Source organism: Stenotrophomonas pictorum JCM 9942, from assembly GCF_001431585.1.
Taxonomy (GTDB): domain Bacteria; phylum Pseudomonadota; class Gammaproteobacteria; order Xanthomonadales; family Xanthomonadaceae; genus Stenotrophomonas; species Stenotrophomonas pictorum.
In genome coordinates this window covers 72,284-90,808 of sequence record NZ_LLXS01000004.1, presented here as the reverse complement: position 1 = coordinate 90,808, position 18,525 = coordinate 72,284, and the positions used below count along the sequence as shown (strand labels likewise).

The following is an 18,525-nucleotide window of genomic DNA, read 5'->3' as shown; positions in this document are numbered from 1 at the left end:
CTCACCGCATTCCTGAGGAATCTGCTTCCATGATCGTTGCAGAACGACTTCGCAAGACCTTTCCCGGCAAGGGCAAGGACAAAGCCCCGGTGATCGCCGTGGACGAAGTGGGCTTCACCGCCCATGACGGCCAGATCACCGGCCTGCTCGGCCCCAATGGCGCCGGCAAGACCACCACGCTGCGCATGCTCTACACGCTGATGACGCCGGAGACCGGCCGCGTGCTGGTCGATGGCATCGATGCCGCTGTCGAGCCCAACGCGGTACGCCGCAGCCTGGGCGTGTTGCCCGATGCGCGCGGCGTCTACAAGCGGCTGACCGCGCGCGAGAACATCGACTACTTCGGTCAGCTGCACGGCATGAGCCCGGCGGCCATCGCCGCACGCACCGAGCGCCTGGCCCAGGCGCTGCAGATGGAGGATTTCCTGGATCGCGCCACCGAAGGCTTCAGCCAGGGCCAGCGCACCAAGACCGCGATCGCCCGCGCGCTGATCCATGATCCGCGCAACGTCATCCTCGACGAGCCGACCAACGGCCTGGACGTGATGACCACGCGCGGCCTGCGCGGCTTCCTCAAGGAGCTGCGCGCCGAAGGCCGCTGCGTGATCTTTTCCAGCCACATCATGCAGGAGGTGGCCGCGTTGTGTGACCGCATCGTGATCGTGGCGCAGGGCCGGGTGGTGGCGCAGGGCACGCCGGAGGAACTGCGCGCGCAGGCCGGCGAGGCCAATCTGGAAGATGCGTTCGTCAAACTGATCGGCAGCGAGGAGGGTCTGCACGCATGAACCGGACTGGATATTTCCGCAGCATGTTCGCGGTGATGCGCAAGGAGCTGCGCGACTTCGCCCGCGACCGCCGCACCTTCCTGCTGACCCTGCTGACCGCCCCGCTGCTCTATCCGCTGCTGTTCCTGGGCATGGGCAAACTGGCCAGCCTGCGTGCCGAGACGCAGCTGGAGAAAGACATGACCGTGCCGGTGGTGGGCATCGCGCGGGCACCGAACCTGGTGGCGTTCCTGGCCAGCCGTGGCATCACTGCCACCGAGGCACCGGCGGACATCGAGCAGCGCATCCGCTCCCAGCGTGAGGATCTGGCGCTGGTGATCGATCCGGACTTCGCCGCCGACTGGCAGGCCGGCAAACCGGCCAAGGTCGAGATCGTGGCCGATACCACCCGCCGCACCAGCGAGGTGCAGGTGGCACGGGTGCGCGCCACGCTGGGCGAATACGGCCAATCGGTGGCCTCGCTGCGGCTGCTGGCGCGCGGGATCAGCCCGATGGTGGCCGCGCCGGTGAATATCGGCACCCGCGACCTGGCCACGGCCGAAGCCAAGCGCGGCATCTTCCTGTCCTTCATCCTGCCGCTGATGCTGATGCTGACCGCCTTCGTCGGTGGCTCGCATCTGGCGATGGACACCACCGCCGGTGAACGCGAGCGGCAGTCGCTGGAGCCGTTGCTGGCCACGCCGGTCGCGCGCGGAGCACTGGTCAGCGGCAAGATGCTGGCCGCGGTGGTGATCGGGCTGGCCTCGATGCTGCTGATCCTGCTGTCCTTCAAGCTCAGTGCGAGCCTTGGCACCGGGATCGCGCGCTCGCTGGACGTGAGCTTCGCGGCGATGGGCAAGCTGCTGGTGATCCTGCTGCCGCTGGTGCTGATCGGCACGGCGCTGCTGACCTGCCTGGCCGCCAGCGCCAAGAGCATGAAGGAGGCACAGAGCCACATGGTGTGGCTGATGCTGCTGCCGATGCTGCCCGGTTACGCGCTGATGGCCTATCCGCTCAAGGACACCCAGCTGTGGCAGTACGCGGTGCCATTCCTGTCGCAGAACCAGATGCTGGTGAAGGTGACGCGTGGCGAGATGCCGACCGCAGCGCAGTGGGGCGTGTATCTGGCGGCCTCGGTGCTGCTGGCGGTGCTGCTGTGGGCGGTGGCGGTATGGCGCTACCGGCAGGAGCGGCTGGCGATTTCCGGCTGAGCCGGGAGCACGGCAAACAAAAAGGCCCGGAGCGATCCGGGCCTTTTTGTTGCCATGACGGCGGACTTACTGGTTCGGCGTGAAGGCCAGCGTGCGGCGGGTGGTGGTCGGGCTGGCGATCGGCTCGAACTTCCAGCGGCGCACCGCGTTGAGGGCTTCGCGGTCGAACACGCGTGGCGGGTTGGAACGCAGCACGCGGGCGTCGGTGACCGAGCCGTCGGTGCCGACGGAGATTTCCACCAGCACTTCGCCAGAGGTACCCGAGCGTAGCGCGTCGGCCGGATAGCGGGGTGCCGGCGTGCTGACCGCGCGCAATGCCGCCGCAGCGGGTTTGGGCGCCGTCGGAGCGGGCGTGGCGGTGCGCTGTTCGGCCTCACGGCGGGCGGCCGCCTGGCGCTCGGCTTCCTGGCGCGCACTTTCGGCACGCGCCGCTTCCTGCCGCGCGGCCTCCTGTCTGGCCGCCAGCTGCTGGGCCGCGCTGGCCTCGGCGGCCTGCTGCTGGGCCAGGCGCTGCTGTTCGACCAGCTGCTTGGCGCGGGTTTCGGCTTCACGCTTGACCTTGTCGGTCTCCTCCTGGGTGCGTTTGACCGCCACCTGCATGCCGGAGGTGATGCCCTGCTTCAGGCGCGGCAGCGCCGGGGCGCCGGCGTCGACCTTCTCGATCAGGGCCACCAGCCGCTGCGCTTCGGCGAAGTCCTCGCGGGCCAGACTCTGCTCGGCGGCGATCAGGGTGTAGGGCTGCAGATCGGTCAACGCGCTCTTGACCGCGGCATCGTCGGGCAGCTTGTCGCGCAGGGCCAGGTAGTACTCCATCGCGTTGTCGCCGGCCGGGGCGTACATGCGGTTCTCGCGCAACGCGGCACTGGCCGAATCGCGCAGCTGCTCGGTATCCATTGATTGCACCTTGGCCGAGACGGCCGGTGCCGGTGCAGCGGCGGGCGCGGCTGCCGGTGTGACCGGTGCAGGCGTGGTTTCTTCCTTGCCCGAGCAGGCCACCAGAGCGGCCACCAGCAAACTGGGCGCGAGCAGGCGCGCTTTGCCATGGATCGTGACGTACGACATCAGACTTCCCCTTGAATCGACGAACGCGAAAGTGATTGCCCGGACCGGGTGACTGCACGGCGTTTCCCGACGCCGGCGATCTGGAGCAAAGGGCGAATCTAGCATTGCCACCCCTGCCTGCACGAGGCGGGGATGCTGATGGTGTGAAAGAGAGACGCCCGTCACAATGTGGCGGGCGTCGGGAGTGTAGTTCAGTGGCTGGCGCTTTTCGACGAGCCGTTGTGCATCAGCTTGTCGGTCCAGGCGATGCCGATGGCCGAGAGGATGAACACGCAGTGGATGATGGTCTGCCACAGCACCCCGGCTTCGGTGTACTTGCTGCCTTCGGCGCCCAGGTTGCCGATCTCGATGAAGGTCTTGAGCAGGTGGATCGAGGAGATGCCGATGATCGACAGCGCCAGTTTGACCTTCAGCACCGAGGCGTTGACGTGGCTCAGCCACTCGGGCTGGTCCGGATGGCCCTGCAGGCGCAGGCGCGAGACGAAGGTCTCGTAGCCGCCGACGATCACCATCACCAGCAGGTTGGAGATCATCACCACATCGATCAGGCCCAGCACCGCCAGCATGATCAGCTGCTCGCTCATTTCCGTGGCCGAGTGGATCAGGTGCCACAGCTCCTTGCCGAACAGGAACACGTAGACGCCCTGGGCCAGGATCAGCCCCAGGTACAGCGGCAGCTGCAGCCAGCGCGAGGCGAAGATCAGGGAGGGAAGCGGGCTCAGCGGCTTGAATTCGGACATCGGTCAGGGAATGCTGCGTTGCGGAAAGCAGGCAGATTAACGGCACGGCCGTAACGCTGCCAAGCACGCCGTTGCCTACACTGGGGGCTGCCTTTCCTGGAGCCGTACGCATGATCGACCTCTATTACTGGCCCACCCCCAATGGCCACAAGATCACCCTGCTGCTGGAGGAGGCCGGGCTGGAGTACCGCATCGTCCCGGTCAATATCGGCAAGGGCGACCAGTTTTTGCCGGAATTCCTCGCCATTTCGCCGAACAACAAGATGCCGGCCATCGTCGACCACGCCCCGGCCGATGGCGGCGCGCCGGTGAGCGTGTTCGAATCCGGCGCGATCCTGCTGTACCTGGCCGAGAAGACCGGCCGTTTCCTGCCGACCGACCTGCGCGGGCGCGCCGCCACCCTGGAGTGGCTGTTCTGGCAGATGGGCGGGCTGGGGCCGATGAGCGGGCAGATGGGCCATTTCAACGTGTATGCCGCCGAGCGCATTCCCTATGCGATCGAGCGCTACGACAGCGAGGTGCGGCGCCTGCACCGGGTGATGGACAGGCGCCTGGCACAGTCGGCCTACCTGGCCGGTGAGGAGTACGGCATCGCCGACATGGCCTGCTACCCGTGGATCGGCGCCTACGACAAGCTGCCGGTGGATTTTGACGCCTTTCCCTATCTGCAGCGCTGGCACCAGGCCATTGCCGCCCGGCCGGCCACGCAGCGGGCGTATGCGCTGGGGCCGACGGTCAACCCGCAGGCCGGGCAGCCGCTGAGCGAGGAAGAACGCCAGCAGCTGTTCGGCCGGCGCGACTGACTCACGGCAGGGGCAAGGACGCAGGGGCTCGGCTAGGATGGCCCGATCCGTGCTGTCGCCGACAGGAATTCCATGCGTCCCTTGTTTCTTGCCCTTGCCATGATTTTCGCCACTCCCGCCGTCCACGCCGAAAAGCTGACCCTCGAAGCCATCACCGGCAACGCGCCGCTGTCCGGTCCGACGCTGATGAAGCCCAAGGTGGCGCCGGATGGCTCGCGGGTGACCTTCCTGCGCGGCAAGGACAGCGACCGCAACCAGCTGGACCTGTGGGAATACGACATCGCCAGCGGCCAGACCCGGCTGCTGGTGGACTCCAAGATCGTGCTGCCCGGCACCGAGACCCTGAGCGACGCGGAGAAGGCGCGCCGCGAGCGCCAGCGCATCGCCGCGCTGAGCGGCATCGTCGATTACCAGTGGTCGCCCGATGCCCGGACGTTGCTGTTCCCGCTCGGCGGCGAGCTCTACCTGTACGACCTGGGCAAGCAGGGCCGCGAGGCGGTGCGCCAGCTCACCCACGGCGAAGGCTTCAGCACCGACGCCAAGCTCTCGCCCAAGGGCGGATTCGTCAGCTTCGTGCGCGAGCGCAATCTGTGGGTGATCGATCTGGCCAGCGGCAAGCAGCTGCAGCTGACCCGCGACGGCAGCGCCACTATCGGCAACGGCGTGGCCGAGTTCGTCGCCGACGAGGAAATGGACCGCCATACCGGTTACTGGTGGGCGCCGGATGACTCGGCCATCGCCTTCGCCCGCATCGACGAATCACCGGTGCCGGTGCAGAAGCGCTATGAGATGTATGCCGACCGCGTGGAGATGATCGAGCAGCGCTACCCGGCCGCCGGCGATGCCAACGTGCGGGTCACCCTGGGCGTGATCGCGCCGCGCGCCGATGCGGCGGTGAACTGGGTGGACCTGGGCAAGCAGACCGATATGTACCTGACCCGCGTGAACTGGCGCGATCCGCAGCACCTCACCTTCCAGCGCCAGAGCCGTGACCAGAAGACGCTGGAGTTGATCGAGGCCAATCTGGCCGATGGCCGGCAGCGCACGCTGGCCACCGAGACCGGCACCACCTGGGTGCCACTGCACAACAGCCTGCGCTTCCTCAAGGACGGCCGCTTTGTGTGGTCCTCCGAGCGCAGCGGCTTCCAGCACCTGTACCTGGCCAGCGCCGATGGCAAGCAGATGACCGCGCTGACCTCGGGCAACTGGCCGGTGGACGAGCTGCTGGCCGTGGACGAGGACGCCGGCACCGTGTATTTCCGCGCCGGTGTGGAATCGCCGCTGCGCAGCGAGATCTACGCCGTGCCGCTGGCCGGCGGCAGCCCGAAGAAGCTCTCGCGCAGCCCCGGCATGCACAGCGCCGCGTTCGCCCACAACGCCAGCGTCTATGTGGACAGCTGGTCCAACCACACCACGCCGCCGCAGATCGAGCTGTTCCGCGCGAGCGGCGAGAAGATCGCCACGCTGCTGGACAACAACCTGGCGGACCCGAAGCACCCGTACGCGAAGTACCGTGACGCGCAGCGCCCGGTCGAGTACGGCACGCTGACGGCCGCCGACGGCAAGACCGTGCTGCATTACAGCCTGATCAAGCCCGAGGGCTTCGACCCGGCGAAGAAATACCCGGTGGCCGTGTACGTCTACGGCGGCCCGGCCTCGCAGACGGTGACCGACAGCTGGCCGGGCCGTGGCGACCACCTGTTCAACCAGTACCTGGCCCAGCGCGGCTATGTGGTGTTCTCGCTGGACAACCGCGGCACGCCGCGCCGCGGCCGTGACTTCGGCGGCGCGCTGTACGGCGTGCAGGGCACGGTGGAAGTGGCCGACCAGCTCAAGGGCGTGCAGTGGCTGAAGGCGCAGCCATGGGTGGACGGTGCGCGCATCGGCGTGCAGGGCTGGTCCAACGGCGGCTACATGACCTTGATGCTGCTGGCCAAGGCCTCGGACCAGTACGCCTGCGGCGTGGCCGGTGCACCGGTCACCGACTGGGGCCTGTACGACACCCATTACACCGAGCGCTACATGAACCTGCCGGCGGCCAATGTCGAGGGTTACCGCGAGGCGCGCGTGCTCACCCATATCGACGGGCTGACCTCGCCGCTGCTGCTGATCCACGGCATGGCCGATGACAACGTGCTGTTCTCCAACTCGACCAGCCTGATGAGCGCATTGCAGAAACGTGGCCAGCCGTTCGAGCTGATGACCTATCCGGGTGCCAAGCACGGCCTGTCGGGCATGGATGCACTGCACCGCTACCGCGTCGCCGAGAACTTCCTTGGGCGCTGCCTGAAGCCCTGAGCGGCGTTGCTGGGGTGGTTTGTGGGGAAGGGCTGCAAGCCAACGCCAAATGCACCCTTCCCGCCCCTTCCCTTGTCCCCGGCAAAGGGAGGGAGCTGTTCGCGGCGGTGTGTCAGGCCGCCGCCCAGCCGCGGGTCTCGCCCGTTGGCCGCAGGCCAGGGGGAGGTCCGGTAAGGGATGAGCGTTGCCCCCGTTGCTGCCACTCCCGCGAACAGCCCCCACTTCCTACCCTTGCCGCCCCGGTAGCGACTGCGTACGGTCAGCCAATTCCTTACGGAGCTGTCCATGAAGCCTCTCGTCCTCGCCGTCGCGCTCGCCCTTGCCGCCCCGCTGCCGCTCACCGCAAGCGCCGCCGCACCCGTAACGACCACGACCACGCCCGCCGCCCCGGCCTGGGTTGCGCGCAGCAACGAGCTGGCGCAGATCCTGCTTGCCGCGCAGGCGCCGTTCCAGCCGGAGATGACCAGCTTCTTCGGCGTGCCCGGTTATGACGACAAGGTGGTCGATCTGGGGCCGGACAACGCCGCGCGCTACCGCGCCGCCATGAACCAGGCGCGCGACCAGCTGCGCGAGAAGCTGCAGGTCGAGCGCGATCCCAATCTGCGCCAGGACCTGCAGATCATGATCGACGCGGCCGGACGCAACATCGAAGGCAGCGCGCTCGACGAGCAGCATCTGATGCCGTGGGTGGATGTGCCGCAGACCGTGTTCGGCGGCCTCAACAACCTGCTCTCCGACCAGGTGCCCGAAGCGCGCCGGGCCAAGGCACTGGACCGGCTCAACGCCTACCTCGGCAGGACCCCGGGCACGCAGCCGCTGGCCACCCTGGCGCGCCAGCGCTACGCCGAAAAGAGCGGCACGCCCAATCTGCTGCAGCCGACCCGGATCGAAGTCGAGCAGGCGCTGGCCAATGTCGACACCTACATCGCCGGCATCGGCCAGCTGTTCGCCAAGTACCAGATCGACGGCGCCGATGCCGCGCTGGCCGAGCTGGCCACGCAGATGAAGGACTACATCGCCTGGACGCAGCAGGACGTGCTGCCCCGGGCCCGCACCGATACCCGTCTGCCGGCCGAGCTGTACGCGTTCCAGCTCAAGCGGGTGGGGGTGGATATCGCCCCGGCGCTGCTGATGCAGCGTGCCCAGCTCGAGTACATGGAAACCCGCGCGATGATGCGCCAGCTGGCACCGCTGGTGGTGCAGGCCAAGGGTTTGAAGCTTGCCGACAACACCGACTACGTGGCGGCGATCCGCGCGCTGAAGCAGGACACCATCGGCAACGACCAGCTCGAGTCGCACTACCGCGGCGTGATCGATGCGATCGATCCGGTCATCCGCGCGCAGGGCATTGTCGAGGTGCCGCAGCGGCCATTGCAGATGCGGCTGGGCAGCGCCGCCGAAAGCGCCGCCTCGCCGGCCCCGCACTACCTGCCGCCGCCGCTGGTGGGCAACACCGGCCAGCAGGGCACGTTCGTGCTGCCGCTGGGCAACCCCGCCTCGGGGGACAAGGCCCGGTACGATGACTTCAACTTTGGCGCGGCGGCATGGACGCTGAGCGCGCACGAAGGCCGCCCCGGCCACGACCTGCAGTTCGCGGCCATGGTCGAGCGCGGTATCTCGCTGGCGCGCACGATGTTCGCCTTCAATTCGGTCAACGTCGAGGGCTGGGCGCTGTATGCCGAGGCGGAGATGGTGCCGTTCGAGCCGCTGGAAGGGCAGATGATCGCGTTGCAGTTCCGCCTACTGCGTGCGGCCCGGGCGATGCTCGATCCCGCACTCAATCTGGGCCAGACCGACCGCGAGCGGGCGCGCAAGCTGCTGGTGGAAGGCGTTGGGCTGTCCGAGGCGATGGCCACCCAGGAGCTGGACCGCTACACCGTGCGTGCGCCGGGCCAGGCCTGCAGCTATTTCTATGGCTACACCCGGATCATGGAACTGCGCATGCAGACCGAGCTGGCCCTGGGCGACAGGTTCGACCGTCTGGCATTCAACAATTTCCTGCTCGACCAGGGCCTGTTGCCGCCGGACCAGCTGGCCGCGGCGGTCAACGAGGTGTTCATTCCGGCGCAGCGCAAGCGGTAAAAAAGCAGGGCGCCGCATGGCGCCCTTCGCTGTCCTGCCGCAGCCGTTACTTGCCGGCGCCCGGGGGTACCCAGATCGCCACCCCGGCCGCGCGTTTCTGCTCGGTCGGAATACCCACGCTCAGGCCCCCGCCGCTGTGCCGGCCAAAGCTGCCGGCCCCGACCGACATGCCGACCGGCGAACGTCCGCCGCCCACGCCCATCAGGATCACCCCGTTGGCGCCGAGCGCGGCCGCTTCGCGCTTGAGTCGGGCGACGGCGGCATCGGTCTGGCCCTGGGTGCCGAAGCCGACCGCGCTGGAGGCTTCCAGCTGGGCGATTTCCACCGAGCCCGGCGGCGGCGTGGAATAGATCTGCACGCTGGCCGGGTCCACCGGGGCGCGGGCCTGGCCGAGCATGACCTTGGAGGTGCTGGCGCAACCGCCGGTGGCCAAGACCACGCCCAAAGCGATGACAAGCGGGAATTTCATGGTTTCACTCCCCGATGATCGTTGTTTGCGGATGATCCCCGGCAGTTGCTGAATCAGCCGCGAATTCCACAGGACCCGCGACTTTCCGCACAGGGGCGTTTTCGAGCCGGTTTACCGGCTATGGTGCAGGCTGCAACAAGCGGAGGAAACAACATGGGGCTGATCAGCCTGGTCTGGGGCATCGTGGCGTTGCTGTGGATGGTACTGGCGTTCATCCCGCTGCTGGGGTGGGGCAACTGGTTTCTGATTCCGTTCGCTGCGGTGGGCGCGGTCATCGCCGCGATCGGGCTGCTGTTCACCCATGCCAGCAAGCGGGGCCGGGCCAAAACCGGCCTGCTGCTCAATGGCATCGTGATCGTGGTCGGGGTGATCCGCCTGAGCATCGGGGGTGGGTTCATCTGAACCGGGAAGAGGGTGGCCCGGCCGGGGGCGGGCAGCGGGCGTAAAATGCCCGCGTTGACCGGGCCTTTGCCCGGCGTGATTGCTTCCCGATGATCATCCGCCCCCGTCCCACTGGCTGGCAGCTGCTGTACATCCTGCGCGGTTCCATCGTGCCGGCCATCGCGCCCAAGGTGCTGGCGATCGGTGTGCTGGCGGTGGCCGTGGCGGCGTTCGAACGCTACTGGCACCCGTTTGGTCGCGACGGGGTGACGGTGGTGCCCTTCACCCTGCTGGGTCTGGTGCTGTCGATCTTCCTGAGCTTTCGCAACAGCGCCTGCCATGACCGATGGTGGGAAGGGCGCAAGCTGTGGGGCCAGCTGCTGATCGAGGCACGCAGTGTTGCCCGCGCGGCTGCGGCGCTGCTGCCCGGTGAGCCGGCGCTGCGCACGCGTGCCTCCCATCTGCTGATCGCCTTCGCCCACGCACTGGCCGCGCGCCTGCGCGCTGCCGATCAGGCGGCCGCGGCGGCGCCGTGGCTGGCCGACGATCAGAGGGCGGTGTTGCAGCGACGCAACATTCCCGACGCGGTGCTCGCCCAGTTGGCCGGCGAGCTGGCGGTACCGCTGCACGCAGGCCGGCTCGACCCTTACCTTTACGGCCAGTTCGAAGCGCGTCTGCAGGCCATGTCCTCGGTACAGGCCGGATGCGAGCGCATCGCCGGCACGCCCTTGCCGTTTGCCTACACCTTGCTGCTGCACCGCTGCGCGTGGCTGTTCTGCGTGCTGCTGCCGTTCGGCCTGGCCGGCGCGCTGGGCTGGGCCACGCCGCTGGTGTCGATGCTGCTGGCCTATGCCTTCTTCGGCCTGGACCAGCTCGGCGAGGAGCTGGAGGAGCCGTTCGGGCTGGAGCCCAATGACCTGCCGCTCGATGCGATGGTGCGTACCATCGAGATCGATGTGCTGGACGCGCTGGGCCGGCGGCCATTGCCTGAACCATTGCAGCCGCAGGGCCATGTCCTGCGCTGATCACCGTTTTTGAATCAAGGAGTAGTTCCATGGGCCATCCCCATTACCGCCCGCGCCGCATGCGCCATGACGAGTTCTCGCGCCGGCTGATGCGCGAGCACACGCTGACCACCGACGACCTGATCTGGCCGGTGTTCGTGCATGAGCTGGACGGCCGCGCGCCGGTCGGCTCGATGCCGGGCGTGGACCGCATGTCCATCGACGAGCTGCTGCGCGAGGCCGAGCAGGCGCTGGAACTGGGCGTACCGGTGATCGACCTGTTCCCGGTGATCGACGCCTCGCGCAAGACGCTGGACGCGGCCGAAGCCTGGCATCCGGAGGGTCTGGCACAGCGCGCGGTGCGTGCACTGAAGTCGCGTTTCCCCGAGCTGGGGGTGATGACCGACGTGGCGCTGGACCCGTACACCACGCACGGCCAGGACGGCATCATCGACGAGCGCGGCTACGTGCTCAACGACATCACCGTCCAGGCGCTGGTCAAGCAGTCGCTGTCGCACGCTGAAGCCGGTGTGGACATCATCTCGCCCTCGGACATGATGGACGGCCGCATCGGTGCGATCCGTACCGCGCTGGACGCCGCCGGTCATATCAACGCGCGCATCATGGCCTATTCGGCCAAGTACGCCTCGGCCTTCTACGGTCCGTTCCGCGATGCGGTGGGCAGCTCCGGCAACCTCGGCAAGGCCGACAAGAAGACCTACCAGATGGACCCGGCCAACAGCGACGAGGCCATGCGCGAGATCGCGCTGGACCTGGAGGAAGGCGCGGACATGGTGATGGTCAAGCCGGGCATGCCGTACCTGGACATCGTGCGCCGGGTGAAGACCGAATTCGGCGTGCCGACCTTCGCCTACCACGTCAGTGGCGAGTACGCGATGCTCAAGGCGGCCGCGGCCAATGGCTGGCTGGACGAGCGCAAGTGCGTGCTGGAGACGATGATCGGCTTCAAACGCGCCGGCGCCGACGGCGTGCTGACCTACTACGCGCCGCAGATCGCGCGCTGGCTGAAGGAGGCTTGAGATGGATGCTCCGGCGGTACAGGCCTACCAGTGGGTGGTATGGATGATCGGCGTGTCGGTATTCGCGGCGGTGATCGGGCTGGTGATCGCGGCGATCGTGCGTGCGCGCCGGCGTCCGGCCGAACTGCATTCGGCGGCCGAACGGCTGCAGCGCGAAGCCCCGCCGCCGCCGGAGGTGGATGCCGGGCTGCGCGCGTTGAGCCTGCAGAAGCAGAAGGGCCAGATCAGCGAGGAAGAGTACGAGAAGCGTCGCGCCGAGATCCTCGCCGGCCGTTGAGCCGCCGCCGGCATGGGCTCAGTGGCAGTCGTCGCTGCCGTCCACCGCCGGGGCCTTCATCCGGTATAGGTCCAGACCGCCGGCCCGCGGCGCCCGCGCGCTGCCGCTGAGCACCAGCTCGGCCGGTTTGCTGGCATCGGCCAGCGCGCCGCGGGTGGTGCCCTCGGGGATGTTGAACGACAGCGCCAGCGCCGCCGGTGGCGCCCAGCGGCCCTGTCGGCATTGCGCCAGCCAGACCCGGGTGCCGCCTTCGGCCGCGGTGCGGGCGAACAGCACCGCGCGGCCGCCACTGAGCCAGCTGCCATCGATTTCATCGGCCGCACTGTTGATGCCGGCCAGGGGCGTCGGCGCGCTGAAATCCGCGCCCGCGCTGTCCGCCTGCCACAGGTCCCAGCCGCCGGCTGCGCCGGGGCGGTTGCTGGTGAACAGCAGGCGGCCATCGTCGGCCAGCGCCGGCGAGCGCTCGTCGTGGCGGCTGTTCAGTGTTTTGCCCAGCGCCTGCGGGGCACCGAAGCTGCCGTCAGGCCGGACCGCGGCCCGGTACAGGTCGAATCCGCCGCGGCCGCCGGTGCGGTTGGAGGCGAAGTACAGCCAGCGGCCGTCGGCGCTCAGGAACGGATCGACCTCGTCGGCCCCGCTGTTGAGCGGCAGCGGCTGCGGGTCCATCCAGCGCGTGCCCTGCAGGCTTGCCTGCCACAGATCCCAGCCGCCGGCACCGCCGTCGCGGTTGCTGGCCCAGACGATGCGCTGGCCGTCGGCCGACAGGCTGGCACGCAGCTCATCGGCGCGGGTGGAGACCACGCCCATGCCTTCGATGCCGAACTCGGAAAGCGCCGAGGCCACCGGGGTACAGAGTAGACTCGCAGTCAGCGCGAGCAGCAGTGGTCGGGTCCGCATGAAGGTTCCGCAGGCGAGAATCGCGTCCAGTCTAGGTCATGCAGAGGATCACCATGAGCGCACCCCGCTACGCCGTATTTGGCCAGCCCATCGCACACTCGCAGTCGCCCTTCATCCAGTCGGCTTTCGGCAAGGCGCACGGTATCGCCGTGGACTACCGTGCGATCGAGGCTTCGCCCGACGCCTTCGCCGCCGCACTGGAAGCCTTTGCCGCCGAGGGCGGCGTCGGGGCCAATGTGACCCTGCCGCTCAAGGAAGCGGCGTTCGCGCTGTGCACCACCACCACCTCGCGTGCGCAGCGTGCCGGCGCGGTCAACACGCTGCTGCGCAAGGGTGACCGCTGGCACGGGGACAACACCGACGGCATCGGTCTGGTGCGCGACCTGACCGGGCGGCATGGGCTGGACCTGCGCGGCCGCCGCGTGCTGCTGCTCGGCGCCGGCGGCGCCGCACGCGGCGTGGCACCGGCGCTGCTGGATGCCGGCATCCTCGAACTGATCGTGGTCAACCGCTCGGCCGAGCGCGCCGATGCGCTGGTCGATGCGATGAGCGAGCCGGGCCGCGCGATTTCCGCCTATTGGGAAGCGCTGCGCGAACAGGGCGATTTCGAACTGATCATCAACGCCACCTCGGCCGCGCGCGGTGGCGGTGAGGGCTTCAACCTGCCGCTGTCGCTGGTCAACAGCATGACCACGGCGGTGGATCTGAACTACGGCGAGGCGGCCATTCCGTTCCTGGCCTGGGCCCGCGCCTCGGGCTGCCGCAACAGTTTTGACGGGCTGGGCATGCTGGTCGAACAGGCCGCCGAGAGCTTCCAGCAATGGCATGGCATGCGTCCGGAAACCGATGCGGTGTATGCGCAGCTGCGCAGCCGCGATGCGTTCCTGGTCACCGCCGACTGAGCGCGCCATGGAAAGCACGCAGCTGTTGACCACCCTGCTGGTCTCCATCGGCTACCGCCTGCCGGTCCTGATCGCGCTGGGGGTGGCCCTGGTGATGCTGCTGGATACCCCGCGCGGGCGGGTGCGCACGGTGGCGCTGTCGGCACTGGTGCTGCTGCTGGCGGCGACCCTTGTCGGCGGCGTGTTGAGCGTGCTGCCGCTGCTGCTGATCGCCGGTGGCAACTTCGCCGGGCTCAGTGGCCTGAACACGGTGCTGGGCGCGGCCCATTTCGCGCTGTCGCTGCTGGAGGCCACCGGTTTCATCCTGCTGGCGTGGGCGCTGGTACAGGCGCTGCGCCGACAAGCGGCGCGCGGCACGGTGTGATCTGCACGGGCATTCGGTGAATGCGGGCCGGTGTGGGAAAATGCCGGCCTTGATCGCAGCAGGCAGCACAGTGGCGTGACCGAAAAAGTGGAAGCTCCGCGGACCTTGACCGAGGAATTGAAGGCCGGCATCCGCGACGCCTACGCCAAGCTGCAGGCCAACACGCCCGGGTTCAGCACGCGCCGTTCGCAGAGCCAGATGATCGGCGTGGTGTCGCGTGCGCTGGGCACCGGCGGCGTGGGTGTGGTGGAAGCGCCGACCGGCGTGGGCAAGAGTCTGGGCTATCTGACCGCCGGCGTGCCGATCGCGCTGGCCAGCAAGAAGAAGCTGGTGATCAGCACCGGCACCGTGGCGCTGCAGTCGCAGCTGGTCGAGCGCGACATCCCCAATTTCCTGAAGAACACCGGGCTGCAGGCCACCGTGGCGCTGGCCAAGGGGCGCACCCGTTATCTGTGCACGCGCAATGCCGCCGAAGCACAGGGCGAGGGCAGCCAGGAAGGCATGTTCGGCGACGAGGCCCCGCTCTACGACCGGCCGCTGGCGCCGATCGAAATGGATGTGGCCGAGAAGCTGACCAAGGCCTTCATCGAGGGCAAGTGGAATGGCGATCTGGACAACGCACCGGAGCCGGTCACCCCCACCTTGCGCATGCGCATCACCACGCCGGCCTCGGCCTGTGCCGGGCGCCGTTGCGCGTATTCGGCGCAATGCCCGGTGCTGCGCGCGCGTACTGAAGTACGTGATGCGCAGATCATCGTCACCAACCATGCGCTGCTGCTGTCGGCGCTGTCACTGGGCGACAGCGACAGCGGCCAGCCGCTGATCGCCCCGCCCGCCGAGATGCTGCTGGTGCTGGACGAAGGCCACCACATCGGCAACGTCGCCATCGACCAGGGCGCGGCCACCCTGCCGCTGGATGACATGGCCAAGCGCACCGGCCGCCTGCAGATCCTGATCGCCGGCGCCTACCGCGCGGTGGACAAGGACAAGCTCGGCAACCTGCTGCCGAACGAGGCCATCGAGGTGGCGGCGCGGGTGAGCAAGCTGCTCAAGGCCTTCCGCGACGAGATCGCCCAGGTATGGATTCCGCAGCCCGACGAGCGCGAACCAATGTGGCGCGCCGCCAATGGCCGCCTGCCTGAATCCTGGCGCCAGCCGATCGAAGTGCTGGCCGATGAAACCCGCACCCTGCTCAACTGGGCCACGGCGGCGGCTTCGGCGGTGGCCAAGGGCAAGCAGGATGATCCGGCGGTCGAGCGCCTGCAGCGCAATCTGGGCATGGCCCAGGAAATGGTCGAGCAGCAGTACAACCTGTGGGCCGGCTGGCGCCGCGAGGACAAGGAGGGCCAGCCGCCGATCGCGCGCTGGATCACCCTGTCGCGCGATGGCGACACCATCCTGCACTGCTCGCCGGTATCGGCGGCGATGGTGCTGCGCAAGCTGCTGTGGGATGAGGTCGACTCGGTGGTGATGACCTCGGCCACGCTGACCGGCGGCGGCGATTTCCAGTCGCTGGCCATCGACAACGGCATTCCCGCAGACGCGGAGATGGTCTCGCTGGCCTCACCGTTCGACCTTCCCCACCAGGCCGAGCTGATCGTGCCGCCGTTCCCGGTGACGCCGGACGACCGCGAGCGCCATCCGAAGGAAGTGGCCAAGTACCTGGCCAGCGAACTGGACTGGGACAAGGGCAGCATGGTGCTGTTCACCTCGCGCTGGAAGATGGAAAAAGTGGCCGAGCTGATGCCGGCGACGCTGCGCAAGAAGGTGCTGGTGCAGGGCGACGGCGCCAAGCAGAAGATGATCGACGAGCACCTCAGGCGCACCGCGGCGGGCGAGGGCTCGGTGCTGTTCGGCCTGAACTCGTTTGGTGAGGGCCTGGACCTGCCGGGCGAGGCCTGCACCACGGTGGTGATCACCCAGGTGCCGTTCGCGGTGCCGACCGATCCGCAGACCTCGACCCTGAGCGAGTGGTTCGAAAGCCGCGGCTTGAACTCGTTCAACCTGATCGCGATCCCGCATGCGCTGCGCACGCTGACCCAGTTCGCCGGGCGCCTGATCCGCACCTCCACCGACACGGGCCGGGTGATCATCCTCGATTCGCGGCTGCTGACCCGTCGCTACGGCAAACGCATCATCGATGCGCTGCCGCCATTCAAGCGCGTGATCGGCTGAGCGTGCGGCCGGTGTGACTGGTGCCGGCCGGCGCCAGTCCGTACAGTGCCTCGCCCTTCCTTGCCTGTCGCCCGCATGTCCGATTTCATCGCCACCTTTCCCTGGACCCTGCCGCTGCAGCGTCTGCAGCAGCGCGATCCGGTGCTGGCGCCGCTGGCGCTGTTCGATGCGGACGGTGCCTTGAACGCGCACGGGCAGGCGCTGGAGCAGCTGCTGCTGGCCGGGCAGGCGCTGGCGCAGCGCGAGGCCGATGTCGCCTTGGTCGCCGATGAGCTGCGCCGCTACCAGAAGTTCGCCCCGCCGGGCCGGCCGTCGCTGCAGATCGTGCAGCTGCGCCGGCAGCAGTCGGCCGTGCAGCAGGCGCAGCGGGTGGCCCGACAGGCCTTCATTCGACAGGCGGATGCCTTTGCGCGGGCGATGTCGCTGGCGGTTCCGGCCAAGCTGGGAACGCTTGTCATCGTCGAGCGCTGGTTGCAGGCCCACCTGCGCTGATCCCGCATCCGCGGTGATGGAGCCTGGCCGCCGCTCCCGCGGTTCCAGCGCGGCCGGACAGGACCGGCCGATGTCCCCGCCCGCCGGGCCGAAAGCGCGGCATCGCCGTCCGCTTCACGGCACAGATGTTCATGCCGATCTTCCCGGCAATGCGCGCTGCCGCCGCCTGGCCCTGCCGTGGGGGCTTGCGGCAGGGGCAAACAAACAGGCCGGCGGATTGCCCCGCCGGCCTGCCGCCCCTCAACACGGTGTGCCTGCGCGGCTCAGGCGTCCAGCGCCGCGGCCGGGCCGAAGAACTCGTAGTGGCTCTGGGCTTCGGGCACGCCGGCAGCGCGCAGCAGTTGCTTGACCTGCGCCATGAACGGCTTGGGGCCGAGGAAGTAGGCATCCAGGTCGCGTTCGGCCGGCAGCCACTGCTCCAGCAGTTCGCGCGAGAGGAAACCTTCAGCGTCGGCCTGGTCGCCCGGCAGCGCTTCGCTGTAGCAGGTGTAGCTGCGCAGCTGCGGATGCTGCTGCTGCTTTTCGGCGATCAGCTCGCGGAACGCATGCACCTGGCCGTTGCGCGCGCAATGGATGAAATGCACCTCGCGGCCGCTGGCCAGCGCCTGTTCCAGCATCGGCAGGGTCGGGGTGATGCCGACGCCGGCGCTGATCAGTGCCAGCGGCTTGTCGCTGACCTGCAGGGTGAAATCGCCGGCCGGGGCGAACAGCTCCAGGGTGTCGCCGACGTGCACATGGTTGTGCAGGTGGTTGGAGACCAGCCCCTGGTGCTGCTGCTTGACGCTGATGCGGTAGCCCACGCCATCGGCCGCGCGCGAGAGCGAATAGTTGCGGCGCACCTCCTTGCCGTCCAGCACCAGCGTCATGCCGATGTACTGGCCCGGCTGGAAGTCCACCACCGCGCCGCCGTCGGCTGGCACCAGATGGAAGGAGACGATTTCCGCGCTCTCGCGCACCTTGTCGGCGACGCGGAAGGTGCGGGCGCCACGCCAGCCGCCGGGCGCGCTTTCATTGGCCGCGTACACCGATTCCTCGGCACCGATCAGGATGTCGGCCAGCATCTGGTAGGCCGCGCCCCAGGCTTCGAGGATCTCGTCGGTGGCCACCTCCGCCCCCAGCACCTCGCGGATCGCGCGCAGCAAATAATGGCCGACGATCGGGTAGTGCTCGGGCAGCACCTGCAGGGCGACGTGCTTGTGCACGATCTGGCCGACCAGCGGGCCCAGCGCCTCGAGCCGGTCGATGTGCTTGGCGTACATCAGCACCGCGTTGGCCAGGGCCCGGGCCTGGTTGCCGCTGGCCTGGTGGGCCTGGTTGAACAACGGCTGCACCTGCTCGTTCTCGGTCAGCATCAGCCCGTAGAAATGGGTGGTGAGAGCTTCACCACCGGTTTCCAGCAGCGGGATGGTGGCTTTGATCAGGTCGCGTTGGGTGGGGCTCAGCATTGCGTGTTTCTCGGGTTGCTTCAGGAGTACCCTGTGTATTCCACGTTCCGTGCCAGCTTTTGAATCCATGAAAATCAACGGGTTGCGATTTCGGCGGGTTGAAATGACCCGCAGTTCTC

Annotated in this window: 18 protein-coding genes; 13 read left to right on the top strand and 5 right to left on the bottom strand. The window is 68.2% G+C overall.

Annotated features, from left to right (window positions below; all coding sequences use genetic code 11):
* Positions 1-29 precede the first annotated feature (29 nt).
* Entirely contained in the window at positions 30-785 is a 756-nt protein-coding gene (locus ARC78_RS01035; protein WP_054659974.1) for an ABC transporter ATP-binding protein, read from the top strand.
* Positions 782-1,975: an ABC transporter permease gene (locus tag ARC78_RS01030; RefSeq protein ID WP_054659972.1), complete on the top strand. Its 1,194-nt coding sequence runs from the start codon at positions 782-784 to the stop codon at positions 1,973-1,975. The genes ARC78_RS01035 and ARC78_RS01030 overlap by 4 nt, the downstream gene beginning before the upstream one ends.
* A 66-nt stretch (positions 1,976-2,041) precedes the next feature.
* On the opposite strand, the gene ARC78_RS01025 is transcribed toward ARC78_RS01030, so the two are convergent.
* Positions 2,042-3,037 (bottom strand): energy transducer TonB, encoded by a 996-nt coding sequence (locus ARC78_RS01025; RefSeq protein WP_057505538.1) that lies wholly within the window; start codon positions 3,035-3,037, stop codon positions 2,042-2,044.
* 191 nt (positions 3,038-3,228) lie between these two features.
* The gene (locus tag ARC78_RS01020) at positions 3,229-3,777 is read right to left on the bottom strand and encodes a TIGR00645 family protein (protein WP_054659647.1); all 549 of its coding nucleotides are present in this window, start codon (positions 3,775-3,777) and stop codon (positions 3,229-3,231) included.
* 110 nt (positions 3,778-3,887) lie between these two features.
* Between ARC78_RS01020 and ARC78_RS01015 the strand changes: the two genes are divergently transcribed.
* The 3 genes from ARC78_RS01015 (at position 3,888) to ARC78_RS01005 (ending at position 8,960) form a co-directional block, all read left to right on the top strand.
* Positions 3,888-4,580, top strand: coding sequence for a glutathione binding-like protein (locus tag ARC78_RS01015; RefSeq protein WP_054659649.1), 693 nt, complete (start codon positions 3,888-3,890; stop codon positions 4,578-4,580).
* 72 nt (positions 4,581-4,652) lie between these two features.
* Positions 4,653-6,878, top strand: a complete 2,226-nt coding sequence (locus ARC78_RS01010; RefSeq protein ID WP_057505537.1) for a S9 family peptidase — start codon at positions 4,653-4,655, stop codon at positions 6,876-6,878.
* A 285-nt stretch (positions 6,879-7,163) separates the two neighbouring features.
* A complete protein-coding gene (locus ARC78_RS01005) occupies positions 7,164-8,960 on the top strand; it encodes a DUF885 domain-containing protein (protein WP_057505536.1) in 1,797 nt (598 codons plus the stop codon).
* Positions 8,961-9,006: 46 nt separating this feature from the next.
* Here ARC78_RS01005 and ARC78_RS01000 read toward each other — a convergent pair whose 3' ends face one another.
* Positions 9,007-9,429, bottom strand: coding sequence for a hypothetical protein (locus ARC78_RS01000; protein WP_057505535.1), 423 nt, complete (start codon positions 9,427-9,429; stop codon positions 9,007-9,009).
* Between the two features lie 153 nt (positions 9,430-9,582).
* Between ARC78_RS01000 and ARC78_RS00995 the strand changes: the two genes are divergently transcribed.
* The 4 genes from ARC78_RS00995 to ARC78_RS00980 all read left to right on the top strand — a co-directional run bounded on the left by ARC78_RS00995 (position 9,583) and on the right by ARC78_RS00980 (position 12,131).
* Positions 9,583-9,831: a hypothetical protein gene (locus ARC78_RS00995; protein ID WP_057505534.1), complete on the top strand. Its 249-nt coding sequence runs from the start codon at positions 9,583-9,585 to the stop codon at positions 9,829-9,831.
* Positions 9,832-9,920: 89 nt separating this feature from the next.
* A complete protein-coding gene (locus ARC78_RS00990; RefSeq protein WP_057505533.1) occupies positions 9,921-10,835 on the top strand; it encodes a bestrophin family protein in 915 nt (304 codons plus the stop codon).
* 29 nt (positions 10,836-10,864) lie between these two features.
* Complete coding sequence (gene hemB / locus ARC78_RS00985; protein ID WP_054660766.1) at positions 10,865-11,854, top strand: porphobilinogen synthase; 990 nt, start codon at positions 10,865-10,867, stop codon at positions 11,852-11,854.
* A 1-nt stretch (position 11,855) separates the two neighbouring features.
* Positions 11,856-12,131 carry an SHOCT domain-containing protein gene (locus ARC78_RS00980; RefSeq protein WP_057505532.1) on the top strand — a complete coding sequence of 92 codons (276 nt, stop codon included), beginning with the start codon at positions 11,856-11,858 and terminating at the stop codon, positions 12,129-12,131.
* 18 nt (positions 12,132-12,149) lie between these two features.
* On the opposite strand, the gene ARC78_RS00975 is transcribed toward ARC78_RS00980, so the two are convergent.
* Positions 12,150-13,028, bottom strand: a complete 879-nt coding sequence (locus ARC78_RS00975) for a TolB family protein (protein WP_057505531.1) — start codon at positions 13,026-13,028, stop codon at positions 12,150-12,152.
* 53 nt (positions 13,029-13,081) lie between these two features.
* Here ARC78_RS00975 and aroE point away from each other — a divergent pair, with 53 nt between their 5' ends.
* The 4 genes from aroE to ARC78_RS00955 all read left to right on the top strand — a co-directional run bounded on the left by aroE (position 13,082) and on the right by ARC78_RS00955 (position 16,961).
* Positions 13,082-13,930, top strand: coding sequence for a shikimate dehydrogenase (gene aroE, locus ARC78_RS00970; protein ID WP_057505530.1), 849 nt, complete (start codon positions 13,082-13,084; stop codon positions 13,928-13,930).
* A 7-nt stretch (positions 13,931-13,937) separates the two neighbouring features.
* Positions 13,938-14,294, top strand: coding sequence for a hypothetical protein (locus ARC78_RS16740; RefSeq protein WP_054660120.1), 357 nt, complete (start codon positions 13,938-13,940; stop codon positions 14,292-14,294).
* 75 nt (positions 14,295-14,369) lie between these two features.
* Positions 14,370-16,469 carry an ATP-dependent DNA helicase DinG gene (gene dinG, locus ARC78_RS00960; protein WP_057505556.1) on the top strand — a complete coding sequence of 700 codons (2,100 nt, stop codon included), beginning with the start codon at positions 14,370-14,372 and terminating at the stop codon, positions 16,467-16,469.
* A 75-nt stretch (positions 16,470-16,544) separates the two neighbouring features.
* Entirely contained in the window at positions 16,545-16,961 is a 417-nt protein-coding gene (locus tag ARC78_RS00955) for a hypothetical protein (RefSeq protein WP_057505529.1), read from the top strand.
* A 263-nt stretch (positions 16,962-17,224) separates the two neighbouring features.
* Here ARC78_RS00955 and hmpA read toward each other — a convergent pair whose 3' ends face one another.
* Entirely contained in the window at positions 17,225-18,406 is a 1,182-nt protein-coding gene (gene hmpA, locus ARC78_RS00950; protein WP_057505528.1) for an NO-inducible flavohemoprotein, read from the bottom strand.
* Between the last annotated feature and the right edge of the window lie 119 nt (positions 18,407-18,525).

What these genes read in the sequence shown, in the direction of transcription:
- ARC78_RS01000 (WP_057505535.1), bottom strand. Translation starts at nt 9,429, where the DNA reads ATGAAATTCCCGCTTGTCATCGCTTTGGGCGTGGTCTTGGCCACCGGC.
- ARC78_RS01015 (WP_054659649.1), top strand. Translation starts at nt 3,888, where the DNA reads ATGATCGACCTCTATTACTGGCCCACCCCCAATGGCCACAAGATCACC.
- ARC78_RS16740 (WP_054660120.1), top strand. Translation starts at nt 13,938, where the DNA reads ATGGAAAGCACGCAGCTGTTGACCACCCTGCTGGTCTCCATCGGCTAC.
- ARC78_RS01030 (WP_054659972.1), top strand. Translation starts at nt 782, where the DNA reads ATGAACCGGACTGGATATTTCCGCAGCATGTTCGCGGTGATGCGCAAG.
- ARC78_RS01025 (WP_057505538.1), bottom strand. Translation starts at nt 3,037, where the DNA reads ATGTCGTACGTCACGATCCATGGCAAAGCGCGCCTGCTCGCGCCCAGT.
- ARC78_RS00995 (WP_057505534.1), top strand. Translation starts at nt 9,583, where the DNA reads ATGGGGCTGATCAGCCTGGTCTGGGGCATCGTGGCGTTGCTGTGGATG.
- ARC78_RS00990 (WP_057505533.1), top strand. Translation starts at nt 9,921, where the DNA reads ATGATCATCCGCCCCCGTCCCACTGGCTGGCAGCTGCTGTACATCCTG.
- ARC78_RS00980 (WP_057505532.1), top strand. Translation starts at nt 11,856, where the DNA reads ATGGATGCTCCGGCGGTACAGGCCTACCAGTGGGTGGTATGGATGATC.
- hmpA (WP_057505528.1), bottom strand. Translation starts at nt 18,406, where the DNA reads ATGCTGAGCCCCACCCAACGCGACCTGATCAAAGCCACCATCCCGCTG.
- ARC78_RS00955 (WP_057505529.1), top strand. Translation starts at nt 16,545, where the DNA reads ATGTCCGATTTCATCGCCACCTTTCCCTGGACCCTGCCGCTGCAGCGT.
- hemB (WP_054660766.1), top strand. Translation starts at nt 10,865, where the DNA reads ATGGGCCATCCCCATTACCGCCCGCGCCGCATGCGCCATGACGAGTTC.
- ARC78_RS01035 (WP_054659974.1), top strand. Translation starts at nt 30, where the DNA reads ATGATCGTTGCAGAACGACTTCGCAAGACCTTTCCCGGCAAGGGCAAG.
- ARC78_RS01020 (WP_054659647.1), bottom strand. Translation starts at nt 3,777, where the DNA reads ATGTCCGAATTCAAGCCGCTGAGCCCGCTTCCCTCCCTGATCTTCGCC.
- aroE (WP_057505530.1), top strand. Translation starts at nt 13,082, where the DNA reads ATGAGCGCACCCCGCTACGCCGTATTTGGCCAGCCCATCGCACACTCG.
- ARC78_RS01005 (WP_057505536.1), top strand. Translation starts at nt 7,164, where the DNA reads ATGAAGCCTCTCGTCCTCGCCGTCGCGCTCGCCCTTGCCGCCCCGCTG.
- ARC78_RS00975 (WP_057505531.1), bottom strand. Translation starts at nt 13,028, where the DNA reads ATGCGGACCCGACCACTGCTGCTCGCGCTGACTGCGAGTCTACTCTGT.
- ARC78_RS01010 (WP_057505537.1), top strand. Translation starts at nt 4,653, where the DNA reads ATGCGTCCCTTGTTTCTTGCCCTTGCCATGATTTTCGCCACTCCCGCC.